This window comes from Rhodococcus sp. 06-470-2 (genome assembly GCF_002258235.1).
Classification (GTDB): domain Bacteria; phylum Actinomycetota; class Actinomycetes; order Mycobacteriales; family Mycobacteriaceae; genus Rhodococcoides.
Map to the genome: position 1 here is coordinate 132,376 of NZ_NOYB01000031.1, position 20,062 is coordinate 152,437.

Here is a 20,062-nt window from a genome sequence, read left to right on the forward strand (position 1 = left end):
ATGCCTCAGCCTTTACTGAACATCCGAAGCATGCGCCGAGTGACCGCGAACCCTCCGAACACGTTGATTGCGGCCAGAAGTGTAGCGACGAAAGCCAACACACGGATCACGCCGGCATTGGTGGAATCACCGCCAACACCGAGTTGGACTATCGCACCGACGACGATGATGCCGCTGATCGCGTTGGTCACCGCCATCAGCGGCGTGTGCAACGCATGAGCAACGTTGCCGATCACGTAGTACCCCACGATGACCGACAGCACCAGCACCGTCAAGTGTTGCGGGAGTGGAGCGGGCGCAAATCCTAGAATCAGGAAAAAAGCAAGCACTCCGCCCGCAAGCCAGACCCATCGATGCCAGATCGGCCGGGGCAATTGTGCCTGCGGAGCGACCACTTCGGCGGGTGCGGCGAGCGGCGCTGCGGACACTGCCGTCGGCGGCGGCGGCCATGTCGTGTGGCCGTCGCGCACCACGGTGACACCGCGCTGAACAACATCGTCGAAGTCTATGACCAATCGGCCGTCTTTCGCCGGTGTCAGCAGCGTCAGAAGGTTCACCACATTGGTGCCGAATAGCTGCGAGGCCTGGGTGGGAAGTCGGCGCGCCAGATCGGTATAGCCGAGGATGACCACACCGTTGTCTGTGACGACGCGCTCCCCGGCAACGGACCCGGCAACATTTCCGCCCTGTCCGGCAGCCATATCGAGCACGACACTTCCCGACTTCATCGAGGCGACATCAGCCTCGGTGATCAGACGAGGTGCCGACCGCCCAGGAATCAGCGCGGTGGTGATGATGATGTCCACATCGGCCGCCTGCTCGGAGTAGATTTCCGCCGCGCGTCGGCTGTAGTCCTCGCTGGTGGCCTTGGCGTAACCGTCGGTCGACACCGCCTGCGCCACATCTACTTCGAGAAACTCTCCACCGATGGAACGGACCTGTTCGGCAACCTCGGGTCGCGGATCGGTGGCCCGAACAATGGCCCCGAGGCTCGAAGCCGTGCCCACTGCCGCCAGCCCCGCCACCCCGGCTCCGGCAACCAGCACCCTCGCAGGTGGGACCTTGCCTGCGGCGGTCACCTGACCGGTGAAGGACCGACCGAACTCGTGAGCCGCTTCGATCACCGAGCGATAGCCGGCGATGTTCGCCATCGACGACAGAACGTCCATGGACTGCGCGCGCGAAATACGAGGCACCGCATCCATCGCGAGAACTGTCAGATTCCGTTGTGCCAATGCTGCAACGAGTTCCGCGTTCGACGCCGGACCGATCAGACTCACTGTCGTCGCGTCGTCCGACAATCGGTCGATCTCCACCGGTGTCGGTGCATCGACCTTCAGGACGACCTCGGCAGCCCACACGACATCACCTGAGGCCACGGTCGCGCCCGCCTCGCGGTACGCACTGTCGCTAAAGCTCGCCCTCTCCCCCGCACCCTGCTCGACGAGGACCTCGTAGCCGAGGCCGAGAAGCTTGCGAACGCTGGCAGGGGTTGCTGCAACACGGGTTTCACCCGGCGTCGACTCGGCAACCACCCCGAGGCGCATGGGTTCGCTCAACTGCTCGAACCAGCGCTGTAACGCTCCATCACGGCAAGAATTCCAGTCCGGACGTCGGGCCGGGCGATCAACTCGATGTTCGCGGCCAGGCTTGCCCGGAGTGCTGCGTCCAATTCCACAGTAGATATCGCACGAGTGATCTTCTTGACGCTCGCGTACGTGGCCGATGGGCCGTGCGTCATATCATGGGCCAACTCCTGCGCCCGGTCCATCAACTCGTCGGGCTCGCGGACCTCGCCCACCATGCCAAGAGCGAGAGCGCTTTCGGCGGAGATGAACTCGCCCGTCGCGAGCAGTCGTAAAGCGGCCGCCGAGCCGATGAGCGAGGGCAGAAGGTACGCGCCGCCGGCGACCGGAACCATGCCGAGATTGACGTAGCTCTCGGCGAACCGTGCCCGCGAGGACGCGATCCGAACATCGCACGCGAGGCCGAAATCGAGTCCGCCTGCGGTAGCAGCACCGTTGTAGGCGGCGACGACCGGAACGGGAGCGCCCCACAGCATGCGCACCGTCACCTGCACCGCAGGCATCCAGATATCGGCGAGGTAGTCCATCAGTGCATCGGGCCCATCGCCGGTATAGACGCCGTACATCTCACGAACATCGGCACCTGCGCAGAACACCTTGCCGGTACCGGTGAGCACCACAGCGGAAACCGAGTCGGTCTCCGCGAGTTCGGTTACTGCTTCGCCCATGCGTTGCACGACATCCGGAGTCACCGAGTTTCCCCTGTCCGGTCGGTTCAGCCGCACCGTTCCGACTCCGTCCGCCACTGATACGACGATATCGGTCACGTCACTTCTCCACTCTGGTCACGTTGGCAGGGACGCAGCTGGGGTCGGCGACCCAGGACTGCACGGTCTTCTTGATGTCGCCGCGGGCAATCTTCGACTCTCCCGATGCGCGTGGAATGGGATCTGGTGACACGAAGATATGTCCGGGCCGCTTGAACCCGGCGAGGTTGGTCTTGAGCCACTGATCCAGTTCGAGGCCGATCGACTCCCAGGGCTCCGAAAGGTGAACATACGCAGCTGGAGTCTCCCCCCATTTCGCGTCGGGAACACCGACTACGACGGCCTCGCGGACAGCAGCGTGCTCCTCGAATGCCCGCTCGATCTCCACAGGTTGAATATTCGTACCGCCCGTGATGATCGTTTCGCTCGCTCGACCCACGATGTAGATGCGCCCCGCGTCATCGAAGTGGCCGAGATCCGAGGTGCGCCACCAGCCGTCGGGTAGCGACCGTTCGGCGTGCTCGGCCTCGGCACCGAGAAGAGTGCTCGCGACACTCGGCGTGCGGATGACGAGCTCGCCGTCGACACCCGGTTCCGGACTGTCCAGGACAACGCCGTCGGCGTAGACAGAGAACTCGACACCGGGGACCGGGCGTCCGATCGACGCCCAGAGTTCGCGGTGCTTCATGTCGGTTCGCGACAGCAGCGTCGTCGATGCGGGCGCTTCGGTCTGGCCCCAGCACTGAATCAATGCGTTCGTGTGTTGCCCCACCACCTCGAGCGCGGGCAGAGCCGCCGGTTCACCGGCCAGCATGAGGCAACTGAGCGAGGATTCTCGGAGCGCGGACAGTCCCGTAAGCGTGCTCATTCGCCGTAGCATCGTCGGTACCGCGAACATCCACGTGATACCGCGTCGGACGATCACCTCCAGCATCTGCTCGGCATCGAAGCGATCCATGAACACGTTGGTTCCGCCGCACAGCAAGGTGGGAAGAATACTCCAGCCACCGGCGTACACCAGCGGCGCAACTTGCAGCGTTCGCGGCCTGTCGACGGGTCCACTGCTGCTCATCACCCAGGTGTTCCCGAGGATCGCCGCACGAGCACCGCGATGAGAGATGGCTATCCCCTTCGGTTTTCCGGTGGAGCCGGAGCTGAAGCGAATGTGATAAAGGTCGTCGGGACCGGTCGCGGCCTGTACGGATGTCGGTGCGCCGCCTGCGATGATCTCGGCGAAGTTCAGCCATCCGTCCCGTGGCCCGATGTGCACTCGCAGGATGTCGGCGTCGTGGAGAACCTCGTCGAGTACGGCAGAGGATGCCTCGTCGGCGACGACAAGTCGAACGTCCGCCAGTTCGATGCACCGACGGAGCTCGTTCGGAGCGAACCGATGATTGAGGGGAACTTTGACGAGTCCTGCTTTGAGCAAAGCGAATTCGAGCACCACGTACTCGACGTGGTTCTGCGCTACGTATGCGACGCGACTGCCCGGCGTCAGGCCGAGGCCTATAAAGGCGTTGGCCAAGCGGTTCGACGAGAGTACTAGTTCGGCGATGGTCAACCGATGCTGTCCGACAATGTCTTCCGCAGCCACCTCGTGCCCGGGGCGACGTTGGATCTGACTCATCAACTGGACGACGGTCTGGGCGACCGCCGGTGACTGCGCACTCATCATTAACCTTGACCGAAGCCGATTGGCATGGTCGCCAGTGACAGCCCGCCGTCGACCACGATGGTCTGGCCGTTGATTACAGCGCTCTGGGGAGAGCACAGGAACGCCATGACCTCGGCGACCTCGGCCGGTGTCGGGTACGCACCCGACGGGGTCTGCGCGAGCCACTGCGTCGCGTAATCGTCCCACGCGTCGCCGGCGTAGTAGCGGAAGGAGTCGGTGTCGATCGGTCCTGGGCAGACTCCGATCGTGCTCACCCCGTTGGCAGCCAACTCGATCGCAAGGTACTTCACGATCGTCTCCATCGCAGCCTTGGCCGCGCCGAGGAGGCCGTGTCCCGGGAGGACGCGGAAGCTGTCCCAACCGCTGACAGCCATGACGCGACCGCCACGGTTCATGTGTGGCAGAGTCAGTCGAACCAGGTCGAGGAAGCCCTGCACCGTGATGCCCATGGTCTTCTCGATGTGACGTCCATGAATGTCCATCAGCGGCTTGAACGCGCTGGCTGCGGCGTTGGCCACGACGACGTCGAGGGAGCCGAAGCGGTCGACCGCGTGTCCGATCATGGCCTCGACGGCGGCAGTGTCGGACACGTCCGCCTGCACAGCGAGTGCCTTTCCTCCTGCCGCTTCGATGGCCTCGACGGTCTGGCTCGCGGCCTCGGTGTCGCGGCGGTAGTTGACGACGATGTTTGCGCCTTCACCGGCGAGACGCAACGCGAGTTGCTGCCCCATTCCGCGGGAACCGCCGGTGATCAGGACCGTTTTGTCACGCATGGGGTGAACGACCTCTCGGTGTGGGATTGGAGAAACTCATGATCGGAATGGCAGGGCGGCGCGTCATGAGCCCATCGTCAATCCTCCGCCGACGCACAGGGTCTGCCCGGTGACGTAGCTGGCACCGTCGCCCGCGAGATATGCGATCGCAGCTGCGATTTCGGACGGCTCACCCGCTCGACGCATCGGCACGCCCCTCAGAATGCTGCCCAGCACCCCACCGTCCGCGCCGTCACCGGATACCAGACCTTGCTCCTCGAGCAGGGGGGTGGCGGTGATACCCGGTGCCACTGCGTTGACACGGATACCGAAGCGGGCCCACTCACGAGCGAGCGACTTGACCAACGCAATGATGCCGGCTTTGGCGGCCGAGTAGACGGCTTCGCCGGAGGTGCCGACCGTGCCTGCTTCGGACGAGGTCAGCACGATGCTTCCGCCGCTGTCCTTCATCACGCGACCCGCGGCCGCCGACAGGTAGATCGCCGACATCAAGTTCACGTCGATGATGCGACGCCAGTAGTCCGGAGACTCGTCGAGGAACTTCGTGATCGCCGTCCACCCCACGGTGGAGACGACAGTGTCCAGATGCCCGACGGCCTCCACGGCGGCCGCGACCAGCGCGTCGCAGGCCTCCGGGTCGGTCGCGTTCCACGACTGTCCCAGATCGATGATCCCGTCCACTTCGGCGGCGAGTGCTGTCACCGACTGCGCATTGAGATCCGCCGCGACGACGCGAACTCCCGCGCCCGCCAATTCGATGGCGCTCGCGCGTCCGATTCCGGATCCCGCTCCCATCACCAGCGCGGTGCGGGTGCCATTACGTTCTGTCATCGACGATTCTCCTGTAGAACTCGAATACGCTGGTCGGTCGTGGTCGTGGTCACGCGTAAAAATATCATGGTGCGTATTGTCTGACAATACAGTTGCTGTTAATCAGCGAGTTCGTCGTGCGCCCACGACAAGGCCTCTACGACGGGTACTAGGCCGAGGCTCGTGCCGAGTTGGAGGATGACGATCTGTTCTATCTCCTCCAGCGTCGCGCCTGCATCCTTCGCGCGCGTGCAATGCACGCGGAAACCTCCCTCGTTCCGCGTGACAGCAAAGCCCACCAGCAGACTGAACTCCCGCTGTTTCGGTTCGAGAGTGCCGTACGAGTCGGCGGCCACGCGCAGCCCACGGAAGGCATCGGCTACGTCCGGCGCGGTTTCGCGAAGACGGTCCAGATTGGAGACGAACACATCCTGCTTGCTCAACGGGTAACGCACGTCCATCGAATTCACTCCTCTGTTCGTTGTGTGGCGGGGTCGGAACGGTCGATCGATCGCTTCAGGGCAGGCACGTTGTAGCCATCGGCGTATTCGGCGGCAGATTCCTGGATCGACGCTTGGGGTGCCCGCGCGTACAGCCTGCGGCGACTGACGAAAGTGCCTGCCTGCCGGTGTATTCGGACAGCCGACTCGACTGCGGTCACAAGCGAGACGGTTCCGTCGAGGAGCGGTGCACCGTCGACGTCGCGGATCCCCACTGCATTGAGGAACGCGGTCAGGCGACCACCCGCGGGGATGACCACCTCTGCCCCTTTGTCGAGGGACGCTCGCGCCGCCGCGACAAAGGAGTCGATCGCTTTCTGGCGACCACTGTGGTCCGAAAAGCACGCATCGAGTTCGTGCGGAGTCAGGCCCATGCATTCGATGCTCGCGAGCCGGTCGCGCAATCCGTATCTGGCGACGTTCTCCTCGAAGCGACCGCCGAAGTAGGGATTGACTCCTACGAGCGAGAACTGACTGCCCATCATGCAGGCCGTCAACATCGAGGTCTCCCCGAGGCCCAGCACCGGGATATCGACCATCGACCGTGCCTCGCGAAGCGCCGGATCGAGGATGTTGCCGATCGCCACCGCGTCGAAGCCGTCCTGTTCCGCACCCACGACGGAGTCGAGGATCGACACCCAGTCGAGTACTTCGAAGAACCGGAAGCTGTCGATGCGGCCGACCCGCGTGCCTCGGAGTTCGAACTCGACCTCCGGTGACTTCACCCCGTCGATATAGGTCCGCAGATACGGAAAGTAGTTAGGTGAGTATCTCTCCCGAGACATGCTCAGATACAGGACTCGTGTCACCTCACGCCACCCGCTCGAATATTGCAGCCAGTCCTTGACCGCCGCCCATGCACATGGTCTCCATCCCGTATCGCGACTCTCGTCGATCCATCTCCCGCAACAGGTTCGCGAGAATACGACCTCCCGTCGCTCCGATTGGGTGGCCGAGCGAGATGCCGGAGCCGTTGACATTGACGCGGTCCAAATCGGCGTTGCTCAACTCCCATCCGCGGAAGCAACCGATCACTTGAGCAGCAAAAGCCTCGTTCAATTCGATTAGATCGATGTCTTTCCAGGACAACGACGCCCGTTCGAGGGCCCGCCGTGCCGCCGGAACAGGGCCGATACCCATCAGCTTGGGCTCGACGCCGGCCAGGGACCAGCTCACGAGCCGCGCCAACGGACGCAACCCGAGCTGCTCGGCCTTCCCTGGCGTCGTCACGATCGCTATTGCGGCCGCGTCGTTCTGACCGCTGGAGTTGCCGGCCGTGACCGACGCGCCGGGCAGGGTCGCTCCCATTATCGGTTTCAGCCGCGAGAGTGACTCGATTGTGGTGTCCGGGCGCGGATGCTCGTCTTGAGAGACGATGAGTGGCTCACCTTTTCGACCCGGAACGACTACAGGGATCATCTCGTCCTCGAACAGCCCGGCGTCGATGGCCGCAGCAGCGCGCTGCTGCGACCGCAACGCCCACTCATCCTGCTGTTCGCGCGTGACAGAGTACCTCGCTGCAACGTTCTCGGCGGTCTCGATCATTCCGCCCCGAACTGGGTACCGCCGCCCTCCAGAATTGCTACGCGGGCTCGCGAGTCGATCACAGAGATCGGGCAGACCGCCTGAGTTCCATCGGGCATTCGGCATGTAGTACTCCGCTTGACTCATACTCTCGGCACCGCCGGCCAGCACCAGATCAGACCCCCCGGTAGCGACCTGCATGCATGCGTACAGCACAGCCTGGAGACCGGACCCGCAGCGCCGGTCTATCTGTAGACCTGGCACTGACACATCGAGACCGGCGTCGAGTGCTGCAATCCTGCCGATGGCGGCTGCCTCGCCGTTCGGGTAGCCCTGGCCGAAGATGACATCGTCGATATCCTCGGCAGTCAGACCAGTGCGATCGACCAGACCTTTCATCACCGTCGATGCGAGGGACGTCACCGGGACGTCCTTGAAGATGCCTCCGTAGCGGCCCACCGGCGTACGGATCGGCTCGCAGATCACTGCATCGGTCATGCTTGTTCCTTTCACTGTTCAGACGCTCGCTTCTCCGCCGTCGACCGCGATGGTCTGCCCGGTCAAAAAATCCGGTGCCGTAAGCGCCAGGTACGCCACGACGTTGGCGAGTTCGTCCGGCGTGCCCATGCGGTAGGCCGGAATGCGGCGCATGACCTTGGCCATGGCTGCGTCGTCGGCGCGGAGTTCGGCATTGATATCGGTTGCGAAGTAGCCAGGCGCAACGGCATTCATCTGCGCCCCGAACCGCGCCCATTCCGCAGCGACGGACCGAGTGAAGTTGATGACGGCACCTTTGGACGCGCAGTACGCGGAATATCCAGGCCGGCCAAGCAAGCCGAACACCGAAGCAACGTTCACCGCGCGCCCGGACCCGGCAAGAGCGAATCGCCGTCCGGCCTCACGACTGCACAGGAACATCCCGCGGACGTTGGTGTCGAAGATGCGGTCCCATTCGGCCTCGCCGAGATCGACAAGGTTGACACGGCTGGCGATACCCGCATTGTTCACCAGCACGTCAATCCGGCCGAAAGCATTCTCCGCGTCCTCGAACAATGCCGCCACTGAGTCGGAATCGGTCACATCCGTTGCGCGCACCAGCGCGCGTCCGCCCTGCGTTTCGATCCTGGACTTCACTTCTTCGAGCGGCTCGATCGATCTTCCGGCGAGGACAACCGGGGAGCCTTGACGCGCAACCTCGAGCGCTATCGCCTCACCGAGCCCTCGCCCAGCACCAGTAACCACTACCACCGAATTAGACATGCATGTAATATGTCTGACATCTAGTACCTTAGTCAAATGCATTTACAGAGGAGATACCGATCATGAGCCGACTCGCGCGCACAACGGGACTGACTGCCGAGCAGGACGAGATACTCGATGTCGTTCGACGCTTCGTCGAGAAGAAGATCATTCCCGTCGCAACCGAGTTGGAACATGCAGACGAGTATCCGACGGAAATCGTCGAGGGACTCAAGGATCTGGGAATTTTCGGACTCATGATCCCGGAGGAGTACGGCGGTCTCGGCGAGTCACTGCTGACCTATGCGCTGGTGGTAGAAGAAATCGCCCGTGGCTGGATGAGTGTCTCGGGTGTCATCAACACCCACTTCATCGTGGCGTACATGCTGACTCAGCACGGCACCGAGGAACAGAAGCTGCGCTACCTGCCGCGGATGGCGACCGGCGAGGTTCGCGGCGCGTTCTCGATGTCCGAGCCCGGGCTCGGTTCGGACGTGGCGGCCATCTCCACCAAGGCCAAGCGGACGGCCGAAGGATACGAGATCACCGGGCAGAAGATGTGGTTGACCAACGGTGGCTCCTCGAATCTCGTCGCCGTGCTGTGCAAGACGGAAGACGGCTCCGACTCGGTCTATAGGAACATGACGACATTCCTGGTGGAGAAGGAACCCGGATTCGGCGAGACCGCACAGGGCGTGACCATCCCCGGCAAAATCGACAAGATGGGCTACAAGGGCATCGACACCACCGAGATGATCCTCGATCATCATCGGGTGGACGAAACCCAGGTGCTGGGCGGCGAAACCGGTAAGGGGTTCTATCAGATGATGGACGGCGTCGAAGTGGGACGTGTCAATGTCGGCGCGCGCGCAGTGGGAATCGCCAATCGAGCCTTCGAACTGGGCGTCAAGTATGCCCAGCAGCGCGAGACCTTCGGCAAGCCGATCGCCCAACACCAGGCGATCTTGTTCCGCATCGCCGAAATGGCCACCAAGGTCGAGACCGCACACTCGATGGTGGTGCGCGCGGCTCGGCTGAAAGATGCCGGAGAGCGGATGGACGTCGAAGCGGGAATGGCGAAGATGGTGGCCAGCGAATACTGCAACGAGGTCGTTCAGGCCTCGTTCCGCATTCACGGTGGCTACGGGTACTCGAAGGAATACGAGATCGAACGGCTTTACCGCGAAGCAGCTTTCATGCTGATCGGCGAGGGTACGACGGATATCCAGAAGATCATCGTCGGTCGAGCGATGCTCGCCGAGTACAAGCTCTGAAATGTGGTGCGGCGGGACGAGCACACCCTCGTTCCGCCGCACCACCTGTCGCTCATACAGGCCTGGACGTGACCCTCACGGGGGTCACGTCCAGGCCTGTATGTGCGATTGTGCGATCAGACGGTCTTCGCGATGTACACGTCGCAGGGCGCATGAGCAGCGACGGCACTGGCAACACTTCCGAGCACACGCGAAAGTCCCTGTGCCCGCTTGTTTCCCACGACGATGAGCTCTGCATCGAGCCGAGCAGCCTCCTCTGACAGAGCGACCGCGGCGCGGCCGTACACCACCGAAGTCGTCACCTGCTCGACCGTGGTCCGAAGCTCGTCCGCAGCGTCACCGACGATGGCGTCCGCAAACTCACCCGAGGTCACGGCAGTAGACCCCGGACGGCCGGGATACTCCTTGACGGTGCCACGGTCGACGGCGTTCACAACGTGCAGACTCGATCCCAGCCTCCGAGCGATCTCGGCCGCTCGGCGGGCAGCACGCATCGAGGCCTCCCCGCCGTCCACTCCGACAACGATGATGCTTGACACAGAGAACTCCTTGTCCTGATCAGACGACGACTATTGGCGGAAGGCATTGCATCGAATCACATCCCGCCGTCGACAGCGATGTCTTGGCCAGTGATCATGTCCGATTGCGGCGTGGACAGGAAGACGGCAAGGTTTGCTATGTCGACCGCTGCGATGCGCTTCTTCATACTCTGGTTCTCGAGCACCCACGCGTCGTACTCCGGCTGCTTGTCTCCACGGTCGCGGTATTCCGCGTCGGAGAGGACCGCACCGGGCGAGATTCCATTCACATTGATCAGGTAATCACCAAGCTCACGGGCCATACCCTTGATCAGTCCGTACATTGCTCCCTTGGACGCAATGTAGGGCACATAACCTGTCCAGCGGCCGGTGAGGGTGAGCGAGGTGATGTTGACTATCTTTCCGTAGTTCTTTTCCTTCATGTGCTCCGAACACACGCGCGACAATACGAAAACGGCCGAGGAGTTCACCCTCACCTGATCCTCGTATTCCTTGATGGTGAATTCGGCATGAGGCTTGAAGATCACCAGCGCGGCATTGTTGACCAAGACATCGACCCCACCGATCTCGTCGGCCAGAGCTTTGACCGACGTCTCGATACCCTCCAGATCGCCCAGGTCGCACCCGAAGAATCGAATCCCATCGCCGATACCGTCCAGGGTCTGCTGAGCGTCGGGCGCGTCAGGTCGATCCAACGCGATGACAGTGGCACCTTCCTCTACGTACCGGCCAACCAGTGCCTGGCCGATGGTGCCGAGAGCGCCAGTGATCAAGACGTTCTTACCTGTCAATGAACCCACGAAATAATCCTCACGTCGTCGAGCGCCCGGAGCCGTGCAGTGGAGTGGAGTGGAGTGGCTCGATGGTAGGGCATGTTAAATGCATAATGTCAGACAGTTGATTTTTAGTCAAGTGATTAAAACGTTCAGACACTTCTTGGCGTCTTCGATACAGAGTATGCTTCGGTCTGACATTTCACATTCAGTTTGACTTTTTCAACGCACGGAGGCTTGAAGTGGAGCATTTCGGACAGCACTACATCGGTGGTCGATGGGTCACGCCCAGCGGCCAAGGAACACGGACCCTGGTCGATCCGACATCCGAAGAGCCCTGGGCCACGGTGGCATCCGGGGGTGGGACCGCAGATGTCGATCATGCTGTAGCGGAGGCGAAAACTGCATTCTCCAGCTACTCCAAAACGACCGTCGGCCAGCGGATCGAGTTGATCGATCGCATCATCGCGGTGTACGAAAGCCGTGAAGCCCAACTTGCTCAGCTCATTGCGCAGGAGGTCGGCGTTCCAGTCTCCTTCAAAGCACAGGTGAGCGGCCCCGCCGGTCACATGAAGGTCGCTCGTGACCTCATTCGCGACTACAAGTTTCAGCGCGAGCTGGCCGATACGCTTGTCCGGCGCGAGGCCATCGGCGTCTGCGCCCTCATCTCGCCCTGGAACTGGCCCATTCAGACTTCGGTCATCAAGGTGATCTACGGAATTGCCGCCGGCTGCACGATGGTGCTCAAGCCTTCGGACGCCTCGCCTGCCTCGGGCGTCGCGCTCGCCGAGATCATGCACGAAGCCGGAACACCTCCAGGCGTCTTCAACCTGGTCATCGGGCGAGGAAGCGTGGTGGGCGACGCCCTCTCGCGACACCCCGACGTCGACATGGTGTCGTTCACCGGCTCTACGGGCGCGGGAGTAAAGGTCGGCGAATCGGCGGCCCTCACAGTCAAGCGCGTATGTCTCGAACTCGGCGGGAAGTCCGCAAATATTGTTCTCACCGACGGTGATCTTGAAAAGGCCGCTCGTTGGAACGTACAGCGCGGGTTCTCGAATACCGGGCAGTCGTGCCACGCCCCCAGCAGGCTCTTGGTGCACGAGTCCCAAGTGAAAGACATTCTGCCTTTCATCGAAGACGAGATCGGACGGATGCGCCTCGGCGATCCCCGAGACCCGGCGACAACTCACGGTCCGCTCGTGCACTCCCATCAGTACGACAGCGTCCAAAACCATATCGAAGTGGGCATCAACGAGGGCGGGACGCTCGTCACCGGAGGTTTGGGCAGGGCGGACGGTTTCGATCGCGGATTCTTCTGCAAGCCAACCGTTCTCGCCGACGTTGATCGCAAGATGACACTCGCCAAGGAAGAGATCTTCGGCCCCGTGCTCGTCGTCATGCCCTACCGCACCGAGCAGGAGGCACTCGATATCGCGAACGACTCGATCTTCGGTCTCGGCGGTTACGTCTTTAGTGAGAATCGTGATCGTGGTTACGAGTTCGCGTGCGGCATCAAGGCTGGCCGGGTGTCGTTCAACGGTGCCAACACCAACTCGCTCACGCCCATGGGTGGCTACAAGCAGTCCGGCATCGGCCGATCAATGGGCGAGTTCGGACTCGAGGAGTACCTCGAGGTCAAGTCGATCTACGGGTTCGCCTGACTCCAGCTTCTCACCCGCGGGAAACGCGTTTTCCGCGGGTGAGGCTTCGAGTGACCATAACACCGGACAGCAGCGCGATCGAGATTGCGATGACCACCCAGCCGGTGTCACGGATCCCGTCGTCACCCACGTCCGGACCGGCGGTGAACTGAAGTACTGCTGCGGCTAGATTCGCTCCCAGAAACTGCACCGTGCGATACATCCCCATAGCTGTACCGACTTCGTCCACCGAGGTCGCAGAGTTGACCATGCTCTGGTTGCTCAGGTTGTTGAACCCGCTGGGCACGCCGAGGACTGCTGCAACTAGAAGCACGACGACGATGGGGGCCGTGGAACGCTCCACGGTGGCCAATAGCAGTCCACCGATCGACAGGGCAAGCGACCCTACGGTGAGGGTGAATCGAATTCCGCAGCGTGCCAATACCTTCGAGGCAACGTATGTCGACCCCATTGCCACGATGGCAACGGGTAACATAGTGAGGCCTGTTTCGGTCGCCGTCATTCCGCGCTGATACTGCAGCCACTGCGGGACCGAGAAAAACACCGAATAGAACGCCACGTAGGTCAAGAGCGTTCGGACCAGAGTCGCGCTGAGTGAACGATTCCGAACCAGCGCCCTGACATCGATGAACGGTTCGTCGGTGTGCCATTCTCTCGCTACGAAGGCGATCAGCGCTAGGGCGGGGACCACGAGCAGAAGCCACGAAGGCGTTTCGGCCAGGGAGAGCAGAAACATCATGACACCAGCGGTCAGGACGACGAAGAGCCCGACACCGAGGAGGTCCAACGTTCGAAGCACCGAGCGTCGGGACTTTCCCAGCGCTGAAGCCGAACCCCGATCGACGTATCGAAGTACTGCGATCGCGCTGGCTGCGATTACCGGAAGGTTGATCCACAGAATCGATTGCCATCCGAAAGTCCCGACCAGAAGTCCCCCCAGAGTGGGACCGAGGGCAGCAACGGACTGACTGCACAGTACGAGCGTCAGCAATGCCGATTTCGGGTCACTTCGGTGACGGTCTGCATAGTTGCGAATGATCGTCATCGCGTTCGGAAAATGTGTAGCCATGCCCGTTCCGAGCAACACGTACGCGGCAACGAGCCAGTTGATATTGGGCGCGAAAGAGCCCACGATCGTTGCCACTCCGACGATCCCGAGCCCCACGAGATAGATCCTGCGCGCCCCGAAGATCGAACCGAGCTTTCCGCCGATGGGCGCGGAAACCGCTGTGGCTATGTACATTCCGGAAATCAACCACGATGCGCCTGTGGTCGATCCGAAATGCGTGACGATGGCAACCATTGCCACCGCGATCATCGAAGAGTTCAACGGCTGCAAGACACTTGCCGCCGAAGCGGAGACGCTGACTTTCGCCGGGACCTTCGCTCCGACGGCTCTCTCTGTCAGATTCATCGAATGAAGTGACTCACGATCGATTTGCGACCTTCGTCGAGTCGGACGCTTCGACGACAGGTTCCGAGTCCGAACGGGGCAGTCCGTAGACAGAAGTCCGCAGGTCGGTGTTCTTGGTTTCCGGTACGAGCCACACCCCCACCAATCCGATCAGACCGATGAGCGCCATTGCATAGAAGGCAGGCGATACCGGATTTCCGGTGACGCTGATCAACGTTGCTGCGATCAACGGCGTTGTGCCACCGAACAGGGCTACGGAAAGGTTGTACGAAATTCCGTGTCCCCGGCACCGGAGTGCGGTCGGAAAGATCTCGACCATTCCGGTGAACATCGCGGCTCCGTACACGGACAAGCCAATCGAGAGAAGCGCCTGTCCGACGAAGGCTCCGGCCACCGTTCCCGACCCCGCAAGCGCAAACGCGGGATATGCGGCGACCAGGAGCCAGATTGCCCCGGCGTAATACATCGGCTTGCGGCCGAGCCGATCACACAGAATGCCCATCACAGGAAGCAGTGCCGCGAGCACCATGATGGCAGCCATGTTCGACAGCAGGGCACTCGTTGCAGCGATACCGCCCTGGCTGACGACGAATGTGTACATGTAGCCGCTGAGCAGGTAGGCACCGATCGCGTACGGGGGCTGCAGCATTATCACGAGCAGCATGGACTTACGTGTGCTGAAGGTCCCACGCAGTGCGCCGGCCACCGCGTTCCCCGATTCGTCACGGGGGGTCATCTTCTCGTACTCCGCTGCTGCTTCGAGGAATTCGTCGGGATCCTCCAACGTCCTCCGCAGCACGTAGCCGACAACGGCCACGACTCCACCAAGGATGAAGGGGATCCTCCATCCCCACGCCTCGAACGCCTCTTCACCCAAGGCCGAGCGAAGCCCAAAGATGATCGCCGCCACCGCTGCGACGGGCCAGTACGAGAAGGACTTCACTGCTCCCATCCACGATGCTCGCTTCGTCGCGGGTGCCGACTCCACGATATAGCTCTCGACTCCTGTCGTCTCACCGCCGATCGACAGGCCCTGCAGCAGGCGGCAGAAAATGAGGATGAGTGTCGCCGCGATGCCGATCGACTCGTAGGTTGGGATCATTCCGATGAGCATCGTTCCGACACCCATCAGCACGACGGTCCAAGACAAGACGGCCAGGCGGCCGAACTTGTCGCCGACATACCCGAAGAGTGCACCGCCGAACGGCCTCGCAACGAATGAAAGTGCATACACCGCAAAGGTTCCCAGAATCGCGGCGGCTGGGTTTCCTGCCGGGAAGAAGTGAATCGCGATGGTCGGCGCCATCAGCGCGTACACCGAGTAGTCGAACTGCGTTCCGATTTCGCCTATCGCTCCGCCAAGCTTCTTTCGACGGTCACTGTCTTCGTGCGACGCGATCATTCGCTCTCCTTTGTTCTGCGACGAGAACCTCTGCCCGCTCAGGCCTCTTTGACGGCACAGACCAGTTCGCATGATGTAACGGACGACACATTCAAGTACATGCTGTACTAAACCAATCTGTATGTCAATAAGGTGCTAAAGTAATTGTCATACGTTTGACAATGAATATGACTCGACGGGGTGCAGGCAGGACCGCGGTCACCCAACGTCTGATCAGATACCGAGCGAGCAGGTGGGATGAAACAGGTCGGCCACAGACGGCATTTCGACGCGGCAGCGATTCGACAATCGGCAACGGGGCTACCGTCCACTGGACTGCTGAAATCGCAGTCGTAAGAATCCATTTACGGGGATGCAGCTACATCGAAGGTCGGTGCCGACTCTATCGGCAACGCAGAGGGTGTTCATGCCCGGCGGCGCACGAGTCCCATGCCGTATGTGATGGACATTAGGCCGACACCGGCAGCGATGAGATACGGGGCAATGTTCGGATTGGCACCGACGGTGCTGCCCAACACCAGCAGAATAGTTACCCACAGCGCCGCGGCGGCAAAATTGCACAGCGCGAAAGAGCGGAACGACATGGGGGAGGCAGCCGCTAGTCGCGGACCGAGGGTTCTGGTGCCGCCGAACAGATGACTGGCGATGGAGGCGACGGTGGCATGGCGAGCGAAACCGCTCTGTGCCCGCCTGACAAATTTCGCTGAAGAACCTCTCTTCGAGGGAAGCGGTGTCGCATTCTCGCCGCCACGACGGCGGCGCAACAAGAAGGCAGTTTGTGCACCCCCGGACGACGCCAACACCATCACCACTGCCGCAACGATCGGGTCTACGCGACCGAGCCCTACAACCGACCCGACGATGAGCACGGTGCTGGTTCCCGGAAGAACGAGCCCCACGAGCAGCGCAGACTCCGCCAGCAGGACTATCCCGGCTGCACCAAGCAGATACGGCGCACAGATTCCGGCCAGACAGATGAGAACAAGTCCGACATCGGGCACCGCTCCAACCTTTCCAAGCTTCTTGACGAGATTGCTGAATACCGCAACCAGGCTCCGTTGCGGTGGTGCCGGTTGTCGACGTAGCCGCAGTGGCGCTCAGCAAGGACGGAGAGTTCAGATGATCGATCGATCCACATTGTGCGACCTGACCCGGTCGGATTCGTGACGAGTCAAGCTTCGCACGCGAAGTCGGAATATGCGACGTCGCGACAGTGCCTCCGCGAAAGGTGTACGGATAGGGCATCCTTCATTGCCGTGAATGGCTCTACGCTCGACACATGGACAACAAAGCGGAGGTACGCGAGTTTCTGATGACCCGCCGAGCGAAGGTCTCGCCGGAGGATGCGGGCATCACAGGCGGCGGGAACAGGCGCGTAGCCGGTTTGCGACGTAGTGAGGTAGCTGCTCTCGCCGGTCTGTCCGTCGAATACTATGCCCGCATCGAGCGCGGCGCGATCGGCGGTGCGTCGTCATCCGTACTCGATGCGCTATCGCGCGCTCTGCGCCTCGATGATACCGAGCACGCACACCTACTCGACCTCGCGCGGGCTGCTGATGGGGTCCCCACCTCCGGACGCCCGCGCCGAAAGGCCGGGCGCGCCGCTGCTCCTCGGATAAGCCTCCAGTGGGCACTGGATTCGATTACCGACGGCGTCGCTTTCGTACGAAATCAGCGACAGGATCTCCTCGCTACGAACAACCTGGGCAAAGCGTTCTACGCGCCGATCATCGGTGACGGTGGGCGAATTCCAAACCTTGCGCGGTTTCAATTTCTTGACCCGATATCCCGCGAGTTTTATCCCGATTGGGATGCATTCGCTCAGATGTGCGTGTCCATCATGCGAGCAGAAGCCGGACGCGATCCACACGATAAGGGCCTGCAAGACTTGGTGGGAGAACTCTCGACGCGAGACGAAACTTTCCGAACGCTGTGGGGGGCGCACAACGTTCGGTCGCATGGCGCTGGCAAGAAGCGCTTCAATCACCCGATCGTCGGTGAGGTCCACCTCGCCTACGAGGAATTGGTCATCACCGCCGATCCCGGTTCCATCCTGATGGTTTACACAGCCGAACCAGGTTCTCCGAGTGCCGAGCGACTGCACCTACTCGGGTCTTGGGCCGCCGAACACAGCCCGAGCAACAGTCAGTTCTAACACTGCGAATTTCGACCGCTGCCGGTCCGTCACCTGCTCAGTGACAACGACACGACCGCCGAACCTGCTACGCGTCGAACACCCGCCCGCCGGCTGGAAGGCGGGTGCACGAACCGCTCCTATTGTCCGCTGTTCATCGGTCCGATCGAGCAACTGTACCCGTCACGCTGCCTTCGATCGCCCCGACGACGTCGGGTCCGATCTCGTCCATGCTCCCCAAGATAACGATTCCGGGGAAGTAGCTTTGGTCCCCGTAGTACAGGACGAAATCGTTTCCCGGAGAGTAGTACCCGATGTCACCCGGGTTGGGGTCCGCTCCCGAAGGTGAACCGTCGGTTGTCAATTCGGCAGGTAGCGGTCCGGTCTTCTCCACCGAGCCGTGATCGGACAGGGTAAGCGTCAGTGGAAGTTGTGCCAGCAGTTCACGACTTGCCGCGCTGTCGTTCAGCGTTCCACCGACCGTTGTGCCGCCTACCTGAATTTCGACTCGCATGGATTCTCCATTCTCCGTCGTGACATTCTCCCCGCTGGTCGTCGCGGTATCCGCGGTCCGTGGCGTGGCAAAAGATTCCGATGGTGCGACGTCGGGGGAATCGGTTCCCCCGGAGCAGGACACAAGTGCAAGGACGCACAGCAGTCCAACCGCAGACGACGCCCCGCGCATTCTCGATCGGACCCTGGCTGTCGTGCCCATCCCGCTCACGAGCTGGAGTGACGTTCGTAGGTCACACGAAATCCGTCTGCCGGATCACTCGGCGTCAGGACCAACGTGTCGCCATCGACCTCGTAGTTTCGATCGAGGGTCTGCCCGATCAAATCGCGTGCCAACGCCGATTCGACTGTGATGGTGAATGTTCCGGCATCCGCATCGGTGGTCAGGTCGCCGTAGAACGCCTCGTATCCCTGCACCGTCAAAGCCGTGTCAGGTGCCTCGGTGTCTGGGTTCATGGCCTGGACGGACACTGTGTCACTGGTGAAGGTGATCTGGCCCGAGTAAGGCACCGGCTGCAGGTCGCCCTCGGTCCCGACCTCGAGTGACGTCATGCGCCACTCGCCGACCAGCGAGTCGCTACCCTCCTCGTCCGAGCCTTGCGAGCACGCAGCGATCGAACCCAGCAACCCCAATGTGATTGCTCCCGTAAGTATTTGCTTCTTCATCGTTCCTACCTTTGAGTGTGAGACAAATCGTCTCTCCACACGGTAGGTGCACAAATCGGACAATGGGAGTCCCTGCCAGGGCACCTATCTCGCATCCTCTGTCGCCGTCGTACCGATCAGCCGCGTTGCAACACCGAACATGGACATTCAGCGACCGCCCATGGGGCCGGTCCGGGCAGGCGATCGACATCTGAACGCATCGGATCGGCGTCAAAACACTGCTGGCTGGCAGGATCCTCGCCCTTCTGAACCACGGAGATGTGTTTCACGAACACCCCCGACGCGGCAACGGGGCAGTCCTATTCTTTGCATGACGCGTAAGTTTTGACCGTTCATGTGTAAGTGCATGCCGTGCTGGCTCCCGGGGCGAAACGAACCGTCGCGACAATACAGCGGACTCGATTTTCACGATCCTGCAATCTCGATCGATTCGATTGAGCTCACCTGCAGCCCAACTTATTGGGCAGCATCCCCGTCGAACAATTCTTTAGCGACGCCCATCGCAGCCATCCCCTTGGGCCAACCCGCGTACATCATGACGTGCGTGATCGCCTCGATCAGCTCGTTCTGCGTTAGGCCGTTCTCAACAGCGCGCCCGAGGTGGAACCCGAGCTGCTCGGTGTCGCCCCCGGCCGTCAGCACCGCTACTGTCAGCAGGCTTCGGTCGCGGGCAGCAAGTTCGGTCCTGTTCCAGACATCGGCAAAGAGCACGTCGTCGGTGAGCTCGGCGAGCTTAGGGGCGAACTCCCCGAAGCTCGCCCGCCCACCTCCTACTTGCTTTGGTTGGTCGGTCACGGCAATCCTTCCTGGTCGATATCACCAGCATGGCGTGTAAGGCCCGAGGAGGGAAGGCCCTGCCGAAGAGCGCA

21 protein-coding genes are annotated in these 20,062 nt (G+C 61.6%); 4 read left to right on the forward strand and 17 right to left on the reverse strand.

Going from position 1 to position 20,062, the window contains the following annotated elements; translation table 11 throughout:
• Nucleotides 1-5 precede the first annotated feature (5 nt).
• The 9 genes from CH276_RS15180 to CH276_RS15220 all read right to left on the reverse strand — a co-directional run bounded on the left by CH276_RS15180 (nt 6) and on the right by CH276_RS15220 (nt 8,835).
• Nucleotides 6-1,547 carry a Re/Si-specific NAD(P)(+) transhydrogenase subunit alpha gene (locus CH276_RS15180; RefSeq protein WP_094622262.1) on the reverse strand — a complete coding sequence of 514 codons (1,542 nt, stop codon included), beginning with the start codon at nt 1,545-1,547 and terminating at the stop codon, nt 6-8.
• Between the two features lie 8 nt (nt 1,548-1,555).
• On the reverse strand, nt 1,556-2,353 hold the full coding sequence (locus CH276_RS15185; RefSeq protein WP_094631329.1) for an enoyl-CoA hydratase/isomerase family protein: 798 nt from the start codon (nt 2,351-2,353) through the stop codon (nt 1,556-1,558).
• Nucleotide 2,354: 1 nt separating this feature from the next.
• Nucleotides 2,355-3,965 (reverse strand): class I adenylate-forming enzyme family protein, encoded by a 1,611-nt coding sequence (locus CH276_RS15190; RefSeq protein WP_244165057.1) that lies wholly within the window; start codon nt 3,963-3,965, stop codon nt 2,355-2,357.
• Nucleotides 3,966-3,967: 2 nt separating this feature from the next.
• Nucleotides 3,968-4,741, reverse strand: a complete 774-nt coding sequence (locus tag CH276_RS15195; RefSeq protein ID WP_037183687.1) for an SDR family oxidoreductase — start codon at nt 4,739-4,741, stop codon at nt 3,968-3,970.
• Nucleotides 4,742-4,804: 63 nt separating this feature from the next.
• Nucleotides 4,805-5,572 (reverse strand): SDR family NAD(P)-dependent oxidoreductase, encoded by a 768-nt coding sequence (locus tag CH276_RS15200; RefSeq protein WP_037183685.1) that lies wholly within the window; start codon nt 5,570-5,572, stop codon nt 4,805-4,807.
• Nucleotides 5,573-5,670: 98 nt separating this feature from the next.
• On the reverse strand, nt 5,671-6,012 hold the full coding sequence (locus CH276_RS15205) for a carboxymuconolactone decarboxylase family protein (RefSeq protein ID WP_037185272.1): 342 nt from the start codon (nt 6,010-6,012) through the stop codon (nt 5,671-5,673).
• A 5-nt stretch (nt 6,013-6,017) separates the two neighbouring features.
• Entirely contained in the window at nt 6,018-6,836 is an 819-nt protein-coding gene (locus CH276_RS15210; RefSeq protein WP_244165056.1) for an aspartate/glutamate racemase family protein, read from the reverse strand.
• Between the two features lie 25 nt (nt 6,837-6,861).
• Nucleotides 6,862-8,073 carry an acetyl-CoA C-acetyltransferase gene (locus CH276_RS15215; RefSeq protein WP_037185268.1) on the reverse strand — a complete coding sequence of 404 codons (1,212 nt, stop codon included), beginning with the start codon at nt 8,071-8,073 and terminating at the stop codon, nt 6,862-6,864.
• A gap of 18 nt (nt 8,074-8,091) precedes the next feature.
• Nucleotides 8,092-8,835: an SDR family NAD(P)-dependent oxidoreductase gene (locus CH276_RS15220; protein ID WP_094631330.1), complete on the reverse strand. Its 744-nt coding sequence runs from the start codon at nt 8,833-8,835 to the stop codon at nt 8,092-8,094.
• Nucleotides 8,836-8,897: 62 nt separating this feature from the next.
• Here CH276_RS15220 and CH276_RS15225 point away from each other — a divergent pair, with 62 nt between their 5' ends.
• Entirely contained in the window at nt 8,898-10,088 is a 1,191-nt protein-coding gene (locus tag CH276_RS15225) for an acyl-CoA dehydrogenase family protein (protein WP_094631331.1), read from the forward strand.
• Nucleotides 10,089-10,204: 116 nt separating this feature from the next.
• Here CH276_RS15225 and CH276_RS15230 read toward each other — a convergent pair whose 3' ends face one another.
• Both CH276_RS15230 and CH276_RS15235 read right to left on the reverse strand, forming a co-directional pair.
• Nucleotides 10,205-10,627: a universal stress protein gene (locus CH276_RS15230; protein WP_037183679.1), complete on the reverse strand. Its 423-nt coding sequence runs from the start codon at nt 10,625-10,627 to the stop codon at nt 10,205-10,207.
• A 56-nt stretch (nt 10,628-10,683) separates the two neighbouring features.
• Complete coding sequence (locus CH276_RS15235) at nt 10,684-11,427, reverse strand: SDR family oxidoreductase (RefSeq protein WP_094622264.1); 744 nt, start codon at nt 11,425-11,427, stop codon at nt 10,684-10,686.
• 215 nt (nt 11,428-11,642) lie between these two features.
• Between CH276_RS15235 and CH276_RS15240 the strand changes: the two genes are divergently transcribed.
• Nucleotides 11,643-13,064, forward strand: coding sequence for an aldehyde dehydrogenase family protein (locus CH276_RS15240; RefSeq protein ID WP_094631332.1), 1,422 nt, complete (start codon nt 11,643-11,645; stop codon nt 13,062-13,064).
• 10 nt (nt 13,065-13,074) lie between these two features.
• On the opposite strand, the gene CH276_RS15245 is transcribed toward CH276_RS15240, so the two are convergent.
• On the reverse strand, nt 13,075-14,307 hold the full coding sequence (locus CH276_RS15245; RefSeq protein ID WP_369597434.1) for an MFS transporter: 1,233 nt from the start codon (nt 14,305-14,307) through the stop codon (nt 13,075-13,077).
• Between CH276_RS15245 and CH276_RS29015 the strand changes: the two genes are divergently transcribed.
• Nucleotides 14,276-14,485 (forward strand): hypothetical protein, encoded by a 210-nt coding sequence (locus CH276_RS29015; RefSeq protein ID WP_254924330.1) that lies wholly within the window; start codon nt 14,276-14,278, stop codon nt 14,483-14,485. The genes CH276_RS15245 and CH276_RS29015 overlap by 32 nt on opposite strands.
• 6 nt (nt 14,486-14,491) lie before the next feature.
• Here CH276_RS29015 and CH276_RS15250 read toward each other — a convergent pair whose 3' ends face one another.
• Both CH276_RS15250 and CH276_RS15255 read right to left on the reverse strand, forming a co-directional pair.
• The gene (locus CH276_RS15250) at nt 14,492-15,880 is read right to left on the reverse strand and encodes an MFS transporter (protein WP_094622267.1); all 1,389 of its coding nucleotides are present in this window, start codon (nt 15,878-15,880) and stop codon (nt 14,492-14,494) included.
• Nucleotides 15,881-16,284: 404 nt separating this feature from the next.
• Nucleotides 16,285-16,881 carry a DedA family protein gene (locus CH276_RS15255; protein WP_052060096.1) on the reverse strand — a complete coding sequence of 199 codons (597 nt, stop codon included), beginning with the start codon at nt 16,879-16,881 and terminating at the stop codon, nt 16,285-16,287.
• Between the two features lie 278 nt (nt 16,882-17,159).
• Here CH276_RS15255 and CH276_RS15260 point away from each other — a divergent pair, with 278 nt between their 5' ends.
• Nucleotides 17,160-18,035 carry a helix-turn-helix transcriptional regulator gene (locus tag CH276_RS15260; protein WP_037183669.1) on the forward strand — a complete coding sequence of 292 codons (876 nt, stop codon included), beginning with the start codon at nt 17,160-17,162 and terminating at the stop codon, nt 18,033-18,035.
• 133 nt (nt 18,036-18,168) lie between these two features.
• On the opposite strand, the gene CH276_RS29020 is transcribed toward CH276_RS15260, so the two are convergent.
• The 3 genes from CH276_RS29020 to CH276_RS15275 all read right to left on the reverse strand — a co-directional run bounded on the left by CH276_RS29020 (nt 18,169) and on the right by CH276_RS15275 (nt 19,988).
• Nucleotides 18,169-18,528: a cyclophilin-like fold protein gene (locus tag CH276_RS29020; protein ID WP_037183667.1), complete on the reverse strand. Its 360-nt coding sequence runs from the start codon at nt 18,526-18,528 to the stop codon at nt 18,169-18,171.
• A 206-nt stretch (nt 18,529-18,734) separates the two neighbouring features.
• Entirely contained in the window at nt 18,735-19,193 is a 459-nt protein-coding gene (locus CH276_RS15270) for a lipocalin-like domain-containing protein (RefSeq protein ID WP_037183665.1), read from the reverse strand.
• A gap of 456 nt (nt 19,194-19,649) precedes the next feature.
• The gene (locus CH276_RS15275) at nt 19,650-19,988 is read right to left on the reverse strand and encodes a carboxymuconolactone decarboxylase family protein (protein WP_037183663.1); all 339 of its coding nucleotides are present in this window, start codon (nt 19,986-19,988) and stop codon (nt 19,650-19,652) included.
• Between the last annotated feature and the right edge of the window lie 74 nt (nt 19,989-20,062).